Below are 16,012 nucleotides of genomic sequence, written 5' to 3' on the forward strand. Positions count from 1 at the left end.
GGTCACAGGGTCACCCACCCCGCCACGAGAGCGACGATGCCGAGCACCGCGCCTGCCGCGACCAGCGCGAACAGAGTGGCTTCGGGGGGCGTGAAGACCCGGCGACCTTGTTCGCGGCGGGCGAGGACGAACAGCACGGTCGCCGGCGCGTAGAAGATCAGCGAGACGAGCACGAACTTAGGGCCCGCCGCATACAGCAGGAATGCGGTGTAGAGGGTGGCCAGTATTGCGATCGTGAGATCAGCGCGCCAGGTCGCCGGCCGCTCGTCGGCATAGGTTTCGCGGGTCAGGCAGAGTTTCAGCGCGTAGAGCGCGGCGAGCAGGAACGGGATCAGCGTCAGCGAGGCGGTCAGATCGAGTGCGAAATCGAACGCGTCCTGCGAGAACATGGTGATGATCAGGACCACCTGCGACAGCGAGGTACTCAGCAGCAGCGCGTTGATCGGGACGTCGCGGTCGGTGGAGCGCGCCAGGAACGCCGGCATATCCGCGTCCCCGGCCGCCACGAACAGCACTTCCGCGGCCATCAGCGCCCAGGCCAGATAGGCGCCCAGCACCGAGATGATCAACCCCGCGCTGACGAACGCGGTACCCCACGAACCGACGGCCGCGTCCAGCACACCTGCCATCGACGGCTGTCGCAGTTCGGCGATCTGCCCGCTCGGCATGATGCCGTAGGACACCACCGTCACCGAGGCGAAGATCGCCAGCACGCTGAGGAATCCCAGGATTGTGGCCCGCCCGACGTCCTCGCGGCGCCGGGCGTGCCGGGAGTACACACTCGCGCCCTCGACCCCCAGGAATACGAACACCGTCACCAGCATGGTGTCGCTCACCTGCTCGAACAGTGACCCCGCGTAGTCCGCGCCGCGGAAATTGTCCGCGAAAACCGCCGGGTCCAGCAGGAAGACGGCGAGCAGGACGAACACCAGGATCGGCACCAGTTTGGCGATGGTGACGATCCTGTTGATGGCGGCGGCCTCCTTGGTGCCGCGCCGGATCAGCAGAAAGAAACCCCAGAGACCGAACGAGGAGAGGACCACCGCGATCAGTGTGTCCCCCGTGCCGAGCGCCGGTATCCACTCGCCCAGCGTGCTCATGATCAGCACCCAGTAGGTGACGTTTCCGACGCAGGCACTGGCCCAGTAGCCGGCGGCGGAGTAGAAACCGGTGAATTCGCCGAACCCTGCTTTGGCGTATGCGTAGACGCCGGCATCGAGACCGGGTTTGCGGACGGCGAGCCGCTGGAACACCAGCGCCAGCATGAGCATGCCGGTACCGGCGATGACCCAGGCGACGATCGCACCACCCACACCGGTTTCCTGCGCGAACCGCCGCGGCAGCGAGAAAACCCCGGCGCCCACCATGGATCCGACCACCATCGCCGTGAGCGTGAGAACCGTAACCTTCGCCGCCCGTTCCGGCGCCTGCTGCTGGGCCATCCACCCGACCTCTCCGCTCGCCCCGCTACCGAGTAACACCGCAGATCATCAGCCGACAACTCACGACCGATGATGCCGTACGGCCGTCGATGCGCGGGTCAACCCGGAGCGGAGTGAATGCGAGCGTGCCGCCGGGGCGGATACGGGCACCGTCTCCCTCGGCCGTATGCGAGGTACCGCGGGGCCGCGGCGGTTGCCGTGGGCGCGGACTGTGCAGCGGCGTTGAGGCAGCGTGCATCGAGGTCCTACCTGGGCGATCGCTGCGGGCGGCCGGATATCGCGCATTCCTCGGGCACCGTATCCGGCACACGTTCCCCGGTGCGCCCCGGCACGCGATGCCGTGCCCGCGGCGGGAGACCGATGCGACACGCCGGAGCGCGCGGTCGACGTGTTCCGGTGGGGCGAACAGGGCCGCAGACCCGTGCTCACGTCCCGGTGCCGACGGATCCGCCAGGTCCTCAGGTGCGCCGGGCCGCCCACACCGTGCCGGTGAAAAGGAGGACGCCCAAGAGGGCAAGCCCGGCTCCGACCACGGCGGGCGCCGTATAGCCGTAGCCCGCGGCGATCACCAGCCCGCCGATCCAGGCACCGGCCGCGTTCGCGATGTTCAGGGCGGCGTGGTTCAGCGCCGCCGCCAGGGTCTGGGCGTCGGCGGCCACATCCATGAGCCGGGTCTGCAGTCCGGGTGCGAGGGCCGCGCCCGCTGCCCCGACAAGCAGCGCGCCGATCCCCGCGGTGACCGGATTGTGGGCGGCGGCCACGAATACCGTCAGGATCACCATCATCGCGCCCATGGCCAGGAAGATGGACCGATCCACACCGCGGTCGGCGAGCACACCGCCGACGATATTGCCCAGCACCATGCCGACCCCGAACAGCATCAGCACCACCGGCACCAGCCCGGCGCTCAAACCGGCCACATCGGTGAGGGTCGTGCTCACATACGTGTAGACCGCGAACATGCCACCGAATCCGATCGCACCCACGGCCAAGGTGAGCAGCACCTGCGGCCGGCGCAGGGCCCCCAGTTCGGTGAGCGGGTTGGTGACGGCGATCCCGGTCAGTACCGGCACACAGCGCACCAGGGCCGCCACGGTGGCCACGCCGATCACCCCGACCAGGACGAAGGCACTGCGCCATCCGAGGTGCTGCCCCAGCCAGGTCGCGGCGGGAACACCGAGAACATTGGCGGTACTCAGCCCGAGCATCACGGCCGCCACTGCCTTCGCACGCTGCCCCGCGGGAGCCAGCGTCGCCGCGGCCAGTGACGCGACCCCGAAATAGGCGCCGTGCGGCAGCCCGGCCACGAAACGCGCCGCGACGAGAGTCGCGAAGTTCGGCGCGAAGGCCGAGGCCAGATTGCCGACCGTGAACGCCACCATGAGCAGGACCAGCAGACGTTTGCGCGCCACCGACGCACACGCCGCCGCGATCACCGGCGCCCCGACCACCACCCCGAGCGCATACGCGGAGACGGCATGCCCGGCGGTGGGCTCGGATACGGCGAACGCGTCCGCTATATCGGGCAGCAGCCCCATCGTCACGAATTCGGTGGTACCGATCCCGAAGCCGCCGAGCGCCAGCGCCAGCATCGCCGGGATATGCCAGCTGGTACGAGCAGTCGGCCCCGGGGGCGCGGTCGTGCCGGTAGCGGTAGAAGTCACGCTTTCGTGCAACAGATGGCCCGTGGGCAGGTTTCCTCATCCAGATTGTGAGTTCGCCCACCGGAGCTGCACCTGCCGGCGATCGGCCTGGATAGCCCGGACGAGACCTCGACGGGCCGGCCACCGCTCCGGAGCGAGCTGAGGCCGGGCACCGGGCGGTGTCTCGCGGTTCAGGCCGAACAGGCAGTCACGGGCCGGTGTCGTCTACACCGATCGGACATCTGCCGTCTTCGGCGATATCCCGCTACGGGGCATGTTCATCCTCGGCGCTGCCGATGTCATGGTTCCCGCCGCGGCGTGGCACCCGGACGAAACCGCAGCCGCGGCCCCGGAGCCGGCGCGGGGTTGTCGGCCTCGCCTCGATCGACCAGGCATCCGACCGGGCGGCCCGGACGATACGATCGCCGGGGCCACGAAGTCCCGGGATCGTGCCGGCGAACACCCGGGATTTCCGTACCACGAAACGCGAGGGAACACGCCCAGAATCTCGGGCGGCACGCCAGAGACGAGGACGGCGGATGCACGATCTACAGGTCCGGGACCTGACACTCGACGGACTCCGCGGCGCGGTCCCGGTCCGGGATTACCTGCCTGCCGGCTCTGATCCGGCGGCGGCGCCGCTGCTGTGGATTCACGGTGGTGCTTTCGTCTCCGGTGGGCTCGATCAGGATGAGTCCCATGCGGTGGCGTTGCGGGTGGCCGGGTCCGGCCGGCGGGTACGCACCGTCGACTATGCGCTCGTGCCGCGGTTCCGGGTCTGGGGCCCGCCGGTACTGCGCCCCTCGGACAACCGGTACCCGGCGCCGTTGGACGATGTCCTCACCGCCGCCACCGACCTCATGGCGGACGGAAAGCGGATCGTGATCGGTGGCGCCAGCGCGGGCGCCTGTCTGGCCGCGTCGGCCGCGCTGCGGCTGCGCGACCGGTCCGCGGAGGTGCCGGTGGGCATGATCCTCGCCTACGCGACTCTGCACGCCGAACTGCCGCCGCTGCCGGATTCCGTCCGGGCGCGAGTGCGGGGACGGCGCCGGATCGCCACCTACACGCCGCAGATGATCCGCCGGATGAACCTCAACTACGTGGGGTCGCCGCAACTGCTCGCGGATCCGGACGTTTTCCCGGGCGGCGGTGAACTCGCCGGCCTGCCGCCGGTGCTGCTGCTCGATGCCGCCTACGACACGCTCAGCGCATCGAGTACCGCCTTCGCCGGGGAACTCACCGAGGCGGGGGTCGCGGCCGAGCACCGAGTGATTCCGGGCACGCGGCACGGATTCCTGGACCGTCCCGATTCCCCTGGTTTCCGTGCCGGGACCACGTCGATCCTGGACTGGCTCGGCCGCACCGCGCGCGACGGCCGGCCCCGATGCCGGAAGGGTCCGGCGGAGGGGACCGGACTCAGCGTGCGGTGACCGGTTGTCCTTCGGCCGGATGGACCCCGTACTGGTCGGTTTCCATCAGATGCGCGATATCGCGGCCGGCCGGGGTCATCGTCAGCGGGGACCGGGTCTCCAGCAGCCAGGCGCGGTAGCCGGGCTGGACGTTCTCTTCCGGCCCCTGGTGCAGGATGCCCTTGGGAGTCCAGGTGATCGTGCCGGGCGTATCGACCGAACCCCACGGCGAAGGACCCGTGGCGTAGCAGATGACCTCGTCGAAATCGGCATTGTGATGGACCGGGGGCCGCGCGCTGTGCCGGCTGCCGACACCGAAAATGTAATCGCGGCCGGAAGTGCTGCTCATCAACTGGGCGGGCGCCAATCCCCCCTCGGCGACAGCGAGGCCCTGCACATGCTCGATATTGAATCGGGCCACCAGCGGAGCGCCGATGACATCGAGGCACGGGATCGGGTCGACATCGTAGAAGTAGGAGGTGAACCTGTTACCCGTGCGAACCACGATCTCGTATTCGTCGTCCACCGGAAGTCCGGGCCGGCCGTGCGGGACGGGGCGGTCCAGGTGGAGGTCGGGGTTGAAGGTCGCGGGTGCGCCCTCGGGGTCCAGGCGTAGTTCGCTGGTGGTGACCACGATGAATTCGTTGATCTCTTCGGCGATTTCACCCCAGCGGTAGGTGACGGCACGCGGGATGAGGACGAAATCTCCCGCGCGGACGTCGAGCGTGCCGACCTCGGTATCGAGTTGTCCGCGACCGGAGACGATGTAGTGCAGTTCGTCGGCCCAGACGTTCACGTAACCGAAGGTCGTGGCGGCGGAACGGCGGTTCAGCTCGAGACTTGTCCCCTCGCCCTCCAGGATCGCCACCGGAAGCGCTTTGGGTTCGGCGAATACCTGTTCCGGCAGATCCCAAGTGTGGAACCGGCGCGGTAGGTATTCGCCGCGGGCCCGCAGGAAACGAGGCCGGTACTGGGCCCGGACGATGGTCGTGTTCGGACCGGCGAAACCGTTCCGGGAGAAGAGTTCGATATTGGGCGCCAGGACTTCGTCCGGCATGTAGCACCTCCGAAAAACGTTGTGCCACAGATCCTAGACAAGAGACACCATGTCCGCGCACTTTTGCGAACTCACGATTCCAAAGTTAACTGGTACCGAAAGTACACTCGCGCTGGCGAATCCGGCTCACCCCCGGAACGGCGGGACCGGCAGATCGGTGCCGAAAATATCCGGGGTATCGCGCAGCACACTGTCGGGAAACTGCGCCGCCCGTTTCTCCAGGAACGACGAAACACCCTCCTGCGCATCGGCGCTCGACCCGCGACTGCGGATACCGCGGGATTCCACCCGGTGCGCGATCATCGGATGATCGGCGCCCAGCCCGCGCCACAGCATCTGCCGCGACAACCCCACCGACACCGGCGCCGAATGCTCGGTGACACGACGAGCCAGGGCATCGGCCTCGTCCAGCAGGCTTTCCGGCGAATACAATCCGTAGAACAACCCGGCCTCGTATGCCTCCGACACCTCCACGAGCCGACCGGAATACACCCAGTCCAGCGCCTTCTGCATGGAAACCAGCCGCGGCAGGAACCAGCTGGAACAGGATTCGGGGACGATACCGCGCCGGTTGAAGACGAACCCGATCCGGGCGCCCTCGACCGCCAGCCGGAAATCGGCGGCCAGGGTCATGGTGATACCGACCCCCACGGCGGGACCGTTGACGGCGGCGATAATGGGTTTACGCGATTGGAACATGCGCAGCACCACTTCCCCGCCGCCGTCGCGGAAGGATTCCGAGTCGTCGCCGTCGGGCGCGACGAAGGTCTGCCCGCCGGCCGAGAGATCGGCGCCGGCGCAGAAGGCCCGGCCCGCACCGGTGACGATGATTGCGCGTACCCCGTCGTCGCGGTCGCAGGTGTCGAACGCCTCGATCAGCTCCTCGCCCATTGCGGTGGTGAACGCATTGAGCTGGGCCGGGCGGTCCAGGGTGATGGTGGCAACGGAATCGGAAACAGCGAGGCGGATATCGGCCATAACCGACAGCATGCCACGTGTGTCCCGGACAGTGCGCCCTGAAGGATGGCTGCCCGTACACGACGGAGCTCACGCCGGCCCGAACTCACCGAACGTGGGGGCTCAGGCCCTGGTGGCGCACTGTACGAGCAGGTCCGCCGCGCCGGCCGGCGGGGCCGCGCGGCGCCAGATCACCCGGAACTGCCGGTCGAGGACCACCGCGCCGGCGAGCGCCACCCGGCGTAACGCACCACTCGCGAGTTCGGGGGCGGCGACGAGCGAACTGAGCACGGCCGGAGCCATTCCGGTCCGGGCAGCCGCGACAATGGCGACCGCGGAGCCCAGTTCGGCGGCCGGCGGGGCCGGCGGCCCGTACCCGCTCAGGATCTCCCAGACAGTGTCCCGGGTACCGGAGCCCGGTTCGCGCCACAGCAGTGGTGTAGCGACCAGCTCACGCAATGTGACCGGCTCGGCCCGGGTGGCCCACGGGTGCGCGGGGCCCACCACCAGCAGCAGCTCATCGGCGCCGAGTGTCCGGCCACCGAGGTCCGGCGGCGGATGGGGGCCTTCGACGAAGCCGAGGTCGGCGTCACCGGCACGCACCATGGCTTCCACCTGCGTGGTGTTGTCCACCTCGAGCGATACCGCGATATCCGGCCGGATCCCGCGCAGCGCCGCCAGCCATTGCGGCATGCGGTGGTCGGCAATGGTTTTCGAGGCCGCGATGCGCAGGCGCAGGGCGTCGGTGCGGTGCAGCGCGGCGACGGTGTCGTTGAACGACCGGGCCGCGTCCAGCACCGTCCGCGCCGCGACGACCGCGGTCCGGCCGGCGTCGGTGAGCGTGGAGCCGGTGGGGCCGCGGTCGAGCAGGCGCACACGCAGCCGCCGTTCGAGCGCGCTGATCCGCATGCTCGCCGCCGGCTGGCTCATCGCGTGCCGGCGTGCCGCCGCGCCCAGGCTGCCCGTATCTGCGACCGAGACCAGCAGGTCCAGTACGGCGAGATCGGGGGTTCCGGGTGGCAGGGTCACAAGCTCGATTATGGGTGGTCGCCGACTCGGCCTGCCCGGCACCCATCAGCGCCGCTTATGAGCTCCTGCGGACTCGACGGCTACCGGTCCCGGATCAGGTCCGACAACGTGGGATCGGTGAACGAGATGTATCGCAGAATTCCGGGACTCGGCCTCGCCGCCGGCCTCGCGACGGTAGCGACGCTGCTCGGCGCGCTCGTACCGGTCGCGGGCGCACCGGTCCTGGCCCTGGTCGCCGGCGCCGCGGTCGGTATGCGCGCCGGAGCTCAGGTGGCGGATTCGGGCCGGTTCGGGCCGGGGCTGAACTGGGCGCGGCAGCATCTGCTGGGCGCGGCGATCGTGCTGCTCGGGCTCGGTCTCCCGATGGGCGCGGTGTTCACGGTCGGCCGCGAAACCGCCGTGGTCCTGCTCGGGACCCTGGGCGCGGGCGCTGTGGCCGCGCTGATCGTCGGCCGGTTACTGGCGCTGCATCGTGAATCGGTGATCCTGATCGCCGCCGGAACCACGATCTGCGGCGCCTCCGCCATCGCCGCCACCACCGCGGTACTGAAACCGGACCGTGAACGCGTCGCCTACGCGCTCGGTACCATCTTCGTCTTCAATATTGTCGCGGTCCTCGCCTATCCCCCGCTCGGCCGGGCCCTCGGGATGTCGGAGGAGGCGTTCGGCCTGTGGGCCGGGACCGCGATCAACGACACCTCGTCCGTACTCGCTGCCGGTATCGCGTTCGGACCGGCGGCCGCGAGTTTCGCGGTGATCGTGAAACTGGTCCGCAGCCTGATGATCGTCCCGCTCTGCGTGGGCTTGCATTTCACCGGCCGCCGGTCCGGCAGGCACGCCGCCGCCGGAACCTCGCTGTGGCGGACCATCCCCGTGTTCGTGGTGCTGTTCCTCGCCGCCTCGCTCATCGCCGGCACCGGCGCCCTGCCGTCGTCCTGGACCGCGCACCTCACCGCGCTCAGTTCCTGGCTGGTCGCCGCCGTACTCGCCGCGATCGGCACGTCGCTCACCTGGCGGCGACTACGAGCGGCCGGGTCACGACCACTGCTGTTCGGCGGCGTACTCGCGGTGGTCCTCGCGCTCTCGGCGCTCGCCCTGCAGTGGTCCACCGGCTGGCGCTGACGCTGCGCCCGGCCAACGGCTGCGGCAGTCCACCCGAACAGCCCAGCCGGGAGAAGAAGCCGTCCGCCGACGACATGCGGCCCCGTCCCGACCGGACAGGGCCGCATGCGGCCGCCCTGCGTATCCACCACAACACTGCCGAACACCGGCTGCGCCGGAGTCAGCAGTAGACCGGCCGCAATATCCGGACAAGCACCGATCCCGTCGAACTTCCGGTCGCGGTCGAACTTCGGCAGGCACCGGCGCTCATCCGACGCGAACGCTGATCTTCCCCGGCGACCCGCAGCGCGACGGCGTCCCGCACAGCGGCTGTTCAGGTGGGTATCATTTCCGGCCGTGCGCGAAAGGCGTACCGGCCGAACCCTTTCGAGCAGGTCGTTCCGGCCGTTCCGGACCGCGCCCGGAGTCTCGGCGCACAACCGCAGGGGGTACCAGTGTCTGGGCAGTCCCGGCCGGCGTCCACGCGACGTCGCGGCAGCACCATCACACCGGCGGATTCCACCGGCTCCCGGATTCCGCTGTACTCGCGCGAATTCGCGACCGACCCGCACGGGTTCTACCGGTGGATGCGGCGGCGATTCGGCACGCTCGTCCCGGTGGACCTCGCGCCCGGAATACCCGCCACCCTGGTGGTGGACGACCGGACCGCGCGCCGAATCCTCGATGATCCCACCGGTTTCCCGTCCGACCCCCGCGCCTGGCAGCAGAAGGCACCGGCCGGTTTGCCGATCGTGCCGATGATGCAGTGGCGGCCCAATCCGCTGCGCAGCCACGGCCCCGACCATGACCGCTACCGTGCCGCCACCGTGGACGCGCTGGCCGGTGTGGATCCGAATTCGCTGCGGGGCACCATTTCACGGATCGCGATGGACCTGATCAACCGGTTCTGTTCGGAGGGTGCGGCCGATCTGCTCGACCGCTATGTGGTGCCGCTGGTGTTCCGGACGATGGACGATATCCTCGGCTGCCCGCCCGAACTCGGCGATCCGCTGCGGGTGGCGTTGACCGAAATGATCGATGGGGCCGCCGCCGACGATTCCGAGGCTCGTATCCAGCGGCTGCTCACCGAACTGATTGCCGGTAAACGTGCCGAACCCGGCGATGATGTCACCAGCCGGCTGGTCCGGCATCCGGCGAGCCTTTCCGACGAGGAACTCGTCCACCAACTGCTGGGCCTGTACTGGACCGGGATCGAACCGCCGCGCAATCTGATCGCCGGCACGCTACTGCTGATACTCACCGATCCCCGGTTCGCGAGCGATCAGACCGGTTTCGCGCCACCCACCCGCGCGGCGCTCGACGAGGTGTTGGCAAGCGACCCGCCGCTGGCGAATCACAGCATCACCTATCCCCCGCTGCCCGTCGTGGTCGACGATGTCGCGCTTCCCGCGGACCAGCCGGTACTCATCGGCGCGGCCGCTTGCCACGGCGACCCGGACCACCCGGGTACGGCCCTGCCCAGAGCGGACCGGGACCTGGCATGGGGCGGCGGCGCGCACGCATGCCCGGCCCGGGCGCGGACGATCTCCCGCCTCCTCGCCGAGGAGGCAGTCGATCAACTGCTCGACGCGCTTCCCGATCTGAGCCCCGCGTTCGATCCGGATCGGGCGATCTGGCGTCCTGGCCCCTTCCATCGCGCGCTTCTCGCACTGCCGGTTCGATTCCCGCCCGCACCGGGAATGCCGCTGGGCTGATCACCGTCGCGGGCCTTACCCGGTCCTCGTCGGTAGGTGCCCGTGACGATCGACGCCCTGACGCGGCGGCCCGTGCGGGCGATTACCCCGGTGTACGCGCTCCCGATCCAGCTACGCAGGCCACCGATGATCACTCCGGCCGTTGTCCCGTCCAACCCCGTTCAAGGCATGATCATGGAACGGAGCCGGGTTCTTGCCCTTTGTCGTCCGGCGGCGGATGCATGGTCATCCTGTAGAAGGCCGGGACGGGATGCCGTGGTGTAGTCTGTCGGTGTCGCCGTTCGCGCATTTCTCGCCTCCGGTTTATGTGTAACCCTCGGTAACACATACTTACGGCGGGTCGGTTTCGATACTCCGGCGGTTCCCCGCTGGTCTACCGGACTCCCTACGAGTGCACGGCCCAGCACCGCGTACAGGTCGCGGAGCCAGGCGCGGTCGGTGTGTCCGTCGATTTCTTCGACCGGGTGGTGCGTTCGGCATCGATGTGGAACAGTCGCGCACACCAGCTCGACACAGAACCTGTTCCTACCACGCGCCACGCAGCCCGGCGCGGCGCTGCAACTCCGCCCGCCACCGACGTCACGGAGATCCGGCCGGCGGTCTGGGCGCGCTGCCGGGCAGCGCACTCACCACCGCCCGGTGTATGCGCTCTCGGGACGTTCGAACGCGAGATGGCCGCACTCGAATGTGTCCCACGGAATCCCCACACACGCCGCGTATTCGGCGAGTACGGTATAGCCACCGCATTGCTGCGGGGTGATTCGAAGCGGTGGGAAAGGCGGGGCACAGGATATGCACGATCCGGGATCGCCGGGTGTCGGATTCATTCCGTCGCAGGCCGACAGGTCCGCACCGGTATCGGGGGCCGGTCAATTGCCCAGGTATCTACGCGGCGGATATCGCGATGCCACACCGTTGCTGACGCCAACTCCGCGGCCACCCTCCGGACCGCGGCACAGCGCAGAGCCGGCACCACAGCGCCGCACCCTCGCCGCCCGCTATCGCAGCGCCGATCCGATCGATCTCGACGGCGCCACGGTATATCCCATGTACAGCGAACAGTTGCCGGCCCCGGCGTCGGCGCTGACCATGACTCTGCTGTCGGCGACGCCACCGGCCCCATTGGCCGCCGTCGGTATCGGCCTGTCGGTCATCGACGGCTACATCGATCTCGACGACCGGCACCTGGCCGGGGTCGATATCTGGCGCGACGCGCTGGAACGCGGGATCACCTTCGATCTGGTCGCGGATTCGGCGAACGCCCTGTTCGCGCTCACCCCGGTCTGGTCGATTGCCGCGGGCGAACCCCAATCGTGGTCCGGGAACTACGGAATCGTCGTCGAGCGCACGGATACGGGCCGGACCGTTCTGTGGTGCAGTATGGGGGAAGGCCCACCCCATTTCGCCGATCTGGTGATCGAGGTGCGGAGCACGCCGCTGGCCCCGTACCCGCGCCTGTTCATGTCCGGAGCGATCCCCACCGTTTCCACGGCCGCGCCCCGCGAACTCCGGCCCAACAGGCACCATTGGGAGCAACCCGATGCCCCCGCCTCGGACGACCCCGAACACGACCTGGGCGCACCGCATCATGAACTCACCGCCGACCATTGCCCACCGGCACCGCCCGCCGGTGATCCCGCACCGACACCCGCCACCGGCGCCTCCGCAGCGGTATCCACCACACACGAGCCCGCACCGACCCCGGGTACTCACGAGCTCGAGCAGGCGCCCACCGACCCATTGTCCGTCCCCAACGCACCGGCACACACCACCGCCGATCCTCCGGCGGCCCACACAGTCTCGATGCACACCACAAGCGACCCGCTGCCCGCAACCACCCCATCGGCCCACACGACAGCCGACGCACCGACCGCGAGCACCATGTCGTCGCATCCCGAAGCCGGCCGCGCGGTAGTGCCGCTCGTATCGGCACCGGCCGGAGCCAACCCACCACCCGACTCCGAGGCAACGGCGCACACCACAATCGACCGACCAATCGCATCCGCGGAATCGGCACTCACCACAGCCGAGTCTCCGACGGCACCCCACACATCGGCACTCACCACAACCGGTTCTCCGGAGGAGTCCCGCGTGCCGACCGTATCGACATCCACCACGACCAGCCCGGGTCCCACGCCCAGCGCGCCGGCACACCCCACAGCCGACTCCCTGCACACGCGCACCGGGTCGAAGCACACCACGGCCGGCCCGCTGCCGGCCGTACCGGAGTCCGTCACGGCCGATTCGCCGCACGTCGCGCCCAACGCGTCGGCACCGTCCACAGTCGCCTCTCCGGCAGTGCCGACCGTATCGACACCTACCGAGACCAACCCACTGTCCGCATCCACCATGCCGACTCCCACCGCACGCGGTTTCACGACCGCACTCACGGCAACCGACACCCTGACAGCGACCACACCCCACAGCCACCCGACGGCATCGACGGCGCACAACGCGCTGACCGGCCCCATAGACCTCGACCATTCGGCGGCGCCCATGGACAACCCCCGGCCGGCAGCCCGCAATTCGCCCGGGGCACACAACAATGCCGACTGGTTGACAACACCCGCCGCCGATTCGCCGGTGGAATCCCCCTCCGGTGCAACGACGACAACAGCCGCTGCACTCGGTTTCCCGAACGAATCGCCGAATGCCGAAACCGCGCCGACGACCCCCGGGCTCGGTTTTCCGAGCATATCTCCTATCGGCGAAACTGCGACGCCGACCGCCCGATCGGCTGCTGTGCCGAAATCCGGGGAAGACGATGCCGAGATACAGGGCTATCCCTGTAGTTTCGCCGATATCCTGCTGTCCACTCCGGCGCGCGATGACGGTCCCGGCGCCGCCGGGAGTCCGGAGGCCACCGCTGCGCATCATGCGCTGGTCGATGATCTCGCCGGCTACGACGATCCGCTCACCGGAACAGAAGCGAACCACCGCTTCCGGGAGAACACGGACGCGGCCCACCGTGTCTCGGACGACACGGATTCGTATTCGGGCACCGGGCGGCACGGCTGGGTCGAGAATCCGGAACTGACCGGTCTGGTCCCGGTTGTCCGCGATGCCGGATTCACCGACTACGGCCCGGAACCGCCCCGGCAGCCGGCGACCGATTCCACCGCCACGACTTCCCTGTACGGCACACCGCTGCTCGCCGGAGACCGAGCGGCCACGGAATTCGCGGTGCACGACGACTCCTCACTCATCGACACTATCGCCGATGATTCGCTCGCCCCGGTACCACCCGCCGACCGGCCGCCTGTGGACGACGGAGCCGACCTCACCCGGCTCCACTCGCTCGGCGCGGTGGCGCACGCCCAGGGTGATGACGACCGCGCGCACCTGCTGTGGACCCGCGCCGCCCGGGCGGGGCATCTGGGCGCCATCTACGACCTCGGCGCACTATCGCTGCGCCGCGACGATCCCCGGGCGGCGGAGCGGTGGTGGCGGGCCGCGGCCGCCCGGCGGATGATTCCCGCCATGGCCGAACTCGCGGTTCTGCTGGAAAAGCGCGGCGCCGGTGCGGAGGCCCGGATGTGGCGTACCCAGGCGGTTGCCGAAGAGGTGATCGCCACCGCGACCCGCCGCCCGGCCGCCGGCGAAACCCTCACCGGTATGCGTCTCTGAGGGGGCACGGACGGCCTTTCCGCCTCGAAATCGTTTGAAACGGCGGCCGGGTTCCGGCGAAGATATCGCGACCATCACGGATAGGCCCGCCGGATTCCCCGATACCGGTCGGTCGCCGGCCGCCGGTCTGCTCCGGATCGAAATGTTCCACGCAGCTGCGATCGAACCCGCTACCGCGCACCGGCCGGGCACACCGCCGAAACCGACGGACGCGGCTATCGGGGAGAACACCGGCCGGGTTGTCGCGCGACCACCCGGCGGCTCCGATGAGTTTCGGGCGCGGGGGCGGTCCAAGGTGGTGATATGCCCACCGGTCACCGCTTGACCTAAACCAATGTCGAGGTTGTTGAGTTCATGAGTATGGAAGCCCAGAATCGGCCTGCCGACGTGACCGGTACCCGCCTCGACCTCGCCGACCCGGCAGTACGGACTTTCGCCCAGCTGCTGGTGAACATACTGCTCGTCTCGTTCACCAACTTCACGGTCTGGTTCGGTATCACGTTCTTCGTCTACCTCGAGACCCGTTCCGTTTTCGCCACCGGAATGATCGCCGGCATCTTCCTGGTCGCGATGGCCGGCACCGGCGTGTGGTTCGGCAGTATCGTCGACCATCACCGCAAGAAGTCGGTGATGCAGGCCTCCGCGCTGGTATCGCTGGCGATCTATTCGGTCGCTCTGGTGTTCTACCTGGTCACCCCGGCCGAGGAATGGCGCGATGCGGCCGGTAGCCACCTGTGGGTGCTCATCGTGCTGGTGATGGCCGGCGTGATCGCCGGCGGTCTGCGCACGATCGCGCTGCCGACCGTGGTCACCGCCATGTTCGATGCCCGTGTCCGGGATCGGGCCAACGGCCTGGTCGGCACGACCACCGGTATATCGCAACTGGCGACATCTGTCGCCAGCGCACTGCTCGTCGGCTGGAACGGAATGCTGGGTGTGCTGGTGATGGCCGTCGTCGTCCTCACCGCAGCTGTGCTGCACCTGCGACGTCTCGGTTTCCCGGACACGCTGTCCCACGCCGCGGCCGCCGGCGACCCCAAACGGGTCGACCTGCGGGGAACGGTGCGGATCATCCGCGCAATTCCGGGCATGATCCCGTTGATCGCCTTCACGGCGCTGAACAATCTCCTCTTCGGTGGGTTGATGGCGCTGATGGACCCCTACGCCCTGTCGATGATGTCGGTGCAGGCGTGGGGCATCATCTGGGGCGCGCTGAGCGCGGTGATGATCGCCGGTGGCCTGCTGGTGGCCAGAACCGGCACCTCGAGGAATCCGGTGCGGTTGATCCTGCTGATCAACCTGGCGCTGTGGGCGGTGATGCTGGTGTTCCCCCTGCGGGATTCGGTATTGCTGCTGGTGGGCGGAATGGCAGTGTTCATGGCGCTCATGCCGTTCGCGGAGGCCGCCGAACAGACCGTCTTGCAGAAGGTGGTCCCGTACGAGCGGCAGGGCCGGGTGTTCGGTTTCGCGCAGAGCGTGGAACAAGCGGCCTCTCCGCTCACTGCATTCCTGATCAGCCCACTGGCACAGTTCTTCTTCATCCCGTTCATGACCGACGGTTCGGGCGCCCGCTGGATCGGCGGCTGGTTCGGCACCGGCGAAGCCCGTGGTATGGCACTGGTGTTCGTCCTGCTCGGTGTCCTCGGACTACTGTTCACCGGTTACGCTCTCGGCAGCAGGCATTACCGCCACCTGAGCCGCAGCTACCGGGTGGGTGGCCTCCCGCATGAGGCGCACCCGGTGCACGGCCCGAGCACGACAGATCCCGACTGCGCGGTCCCCGACGACGCCGCGGGCCTCGGCACGCCGCCGATCGATCCTCCTGCGACCGCCTTCGCCACCGAGCTCGTCGATCCGGCACCGGACCAACCGCGCGACGCAACCGGATGCGAACCCGCCGGCGTGCGGTGAGCAGACACAACCCGGTCAGCACACGCGGCGGCATGGCTGGATACCCACCGGCACCGGGGCCGGCGGAGGAACCGCGAGATCACGCCGTCCGGACGGCGGCGTCCTTGTCGGATCTGCCGGA

At 68.8% G+C, this 16,012-nt stretch carries 10 protein-coding genes; 5 read left to right on the forward strand and 5 right to left on the reverse strand.

Annotated features, from left to right (window positions below; all coding sequences use genetic code 11):
* Positions 1-2 precede the first annotated feature (2 nt).
* Positions 3-1,442: a basic amino acid/polyamine antiporter gene (locus IU448_RS04620; protein WP_195054215.1), complete on the reverse strand. Its 1,440-nt coding sequence runs from the start codon at positions 1,440-1,442 to the stop codon at positions 3-5.
* A 458-nt stretch (positions 1,443-1,900) separates the two neighbouring features.
* A complete protein-coding gene (locus IU448_RS04625) occupies positions 1,901-3,118 on the reverse strand; it encodes an MFS transporter (protein WP_416382955.1) in 1,218 nt (405 codons plus the stop codon).
* A gap of 506 nt (positions 3,119-3,624) precedes the next feature.
* Here IU448_RS04625 and IU448_RS04630 point away from each other — a divergent pair.
* The gene (locus tag IU448_RS04630) at positions 3,625-4,515 is read left to right on the forward strand and encodes an alpha/beta hydrolase (protein ID WP_195054216.1); all 891 of its coding nucleotides are present in this window, start codon (positions 3,625-3,627) and stop codon (positions 4,513-4,515) included.
* Here IU448_RS04630 and IU448_RS04635 read toward each other — a convergent pair.
* The 3 genes from IU448_RS04635 to IU448_RS04645 all read right to left on the reverse strand — a co-directional run bounded on the left by IU448_RS04635 (position 4,502) and on the right by IU448_RS04645 (position 7,537).
* Positions 4,502-5,551 (reverse strand): homogentisate 1,2-dioxygenase, encoded by a 1,050-nt coding sequence (locus IU448_RS04635; RefSeq protein ID WP_195054217.1) that lies wholly within the window; start codon positions 5,549-5,551, stop codon positions 4,502-4,504. The two genes, IU448_RS04630 and IU448_RS04635, sit on opposite strands and share 14 nt — an antisense overlap.
* Before the next feature lie 126 nt (positions 5,552-5,677).
* Entirely contained in the window at positions 5,678-6,529 is an 852-nt protein-coding gene (locus IU448_RS04640; protein WP_195054218.1) for a crotonase/enoyl-CoA hydratase family protein, read from the reverse strand.
* 102 nt (positions 6,530-6,631) lie between these two features.
* Entirely contained in the window at positions 6,632-7,537 is a 906-nt protein-coding gene (locus IU448_RS04645; protein ID WP_195054219.1) for a LysR family transcriptional regulator, read from the reverse strand.
* A 126-nt stretch (positions 7,538-7,663) separates the two neighbouring features.
* Between IU448_RS04645 and IU448_RS04650 the strand changes: the two genes are divergently transcribed.
* The 4 genes from IU448_RS04650 (at position 7,664) to IU448_RS04665 (ending at position 15,891) form a co-directional block, all read left to right on the forward strand.
* On the forward strand, positions 7,664-8,659 hold the full coding sequence (locus tag IU448_RS04650) for a YeiH family protein (protein WP_195055025.1): 996 nt from the start codon (positions 7,664-7,666) through the stop codon (positions 8,657-8,659).
* A gap of 434 nt (positions 8,660-9,093) precedes the next feature.
* Positions 9,094-10,353 carry a cytochrome P450 gene (locus tag IU448_RS04655; RefSeq protein WP_324188507.1) on the forward strand — a complete coding sequence of 420 codons (1,260 nt, stop codon included), beginning with the start codon at positions 9,094-9,096 and terminating at the stop codon, positions 10,351-10,353.
* A gap of 792 nt (positions 10,354-11,145) precedes the next feature.
* Positions 11,146-13,980, forward strand: a complete 2,835-nt coding sequence (locus IU448_RS04660) for a hypothetical protein (protein ID WP_195054220.1) — start codon at positions 11,146-11,148, stop codon at positions 13,978-13,980.
* A gap of 354 nt (positions 13,981-14,334) precedes the next feature.
* Positions 14,335-15,891, forward strand: a complete 1,557-nt coding sequence (locus tag IU448_RS04665; RefSeq protein WP_228812022.1) for an MFS transporter — start codon at positions 14,335-14,337, stop codon at positions 15,889-15,891.
* Positions 15,892-16,012 lie beyond the last annotated feature (121 nt).

Source organism: Nocardia flavorosea, from assembly GCF_015477805.1.
Lineage (GTDB): Bacteria > Actinomycetota > Actinomycetes > Mycobacteriales > Mycobacteriaceae > Nocardia > Nocardia flavorosea_A.

What these genes read in the sequence shown, in the direction of transcription:
- IU448_RS04650 (WP_195055025.1), top strand. Translation starts at nt 7,664, where the DNA reads ATGTATCGCAGAATTCCGGGACTCGGCCTCGCCGCCGGCCTCGCGACG.
- IU448_RS04630 (WP_195054216.1), top strand. Translation starts at nt 3,625, where the DNA reads ATGCACGATCTACAGGTCCGGGACCTGACACTCGACGGACTCCGCGGC.
- IU448_RS04660 (WP_195054220.1), top strand. Translation starts at nt 11,146, where the DNA reads ATGCACGATCCGGGATCGCCGGGTGTCGGATTCATTCCGTCGCAGGCC.
- IU448_RS04635 (WP_195054217.1), bottom strand. Translation starts at nt 5,551, where the DNA reads ATGCCGGACGAAGTCCTGGCGCCCAATATCGAACTCTTCTCCCGGAAC.
- IU448_RS04640 (WP_195054218.1), bottom strand. Translation starts at nt 6,529, where the DNA reads ATGGCCGATATCCGCCTCGCTGTTTCCGATTCCGTTGCCACCATCACC.
- IU448_RS04665 (WP_228812022.1), top strand. Translation starts at nt 14,335, where the DNA reads ATGAGTATGGAAGCCCAGAATCGGCCTGCCGACGTGACCGGTACCCGC.
- IU448_RS04620 (WP_195054215.1), bottom strand. Translation starts at nt 1,442, where the DNA reads ATGGCCCAGCAGCAGGCGCCGGAACGGGCGGCGAAGGTTACGGTTCTC.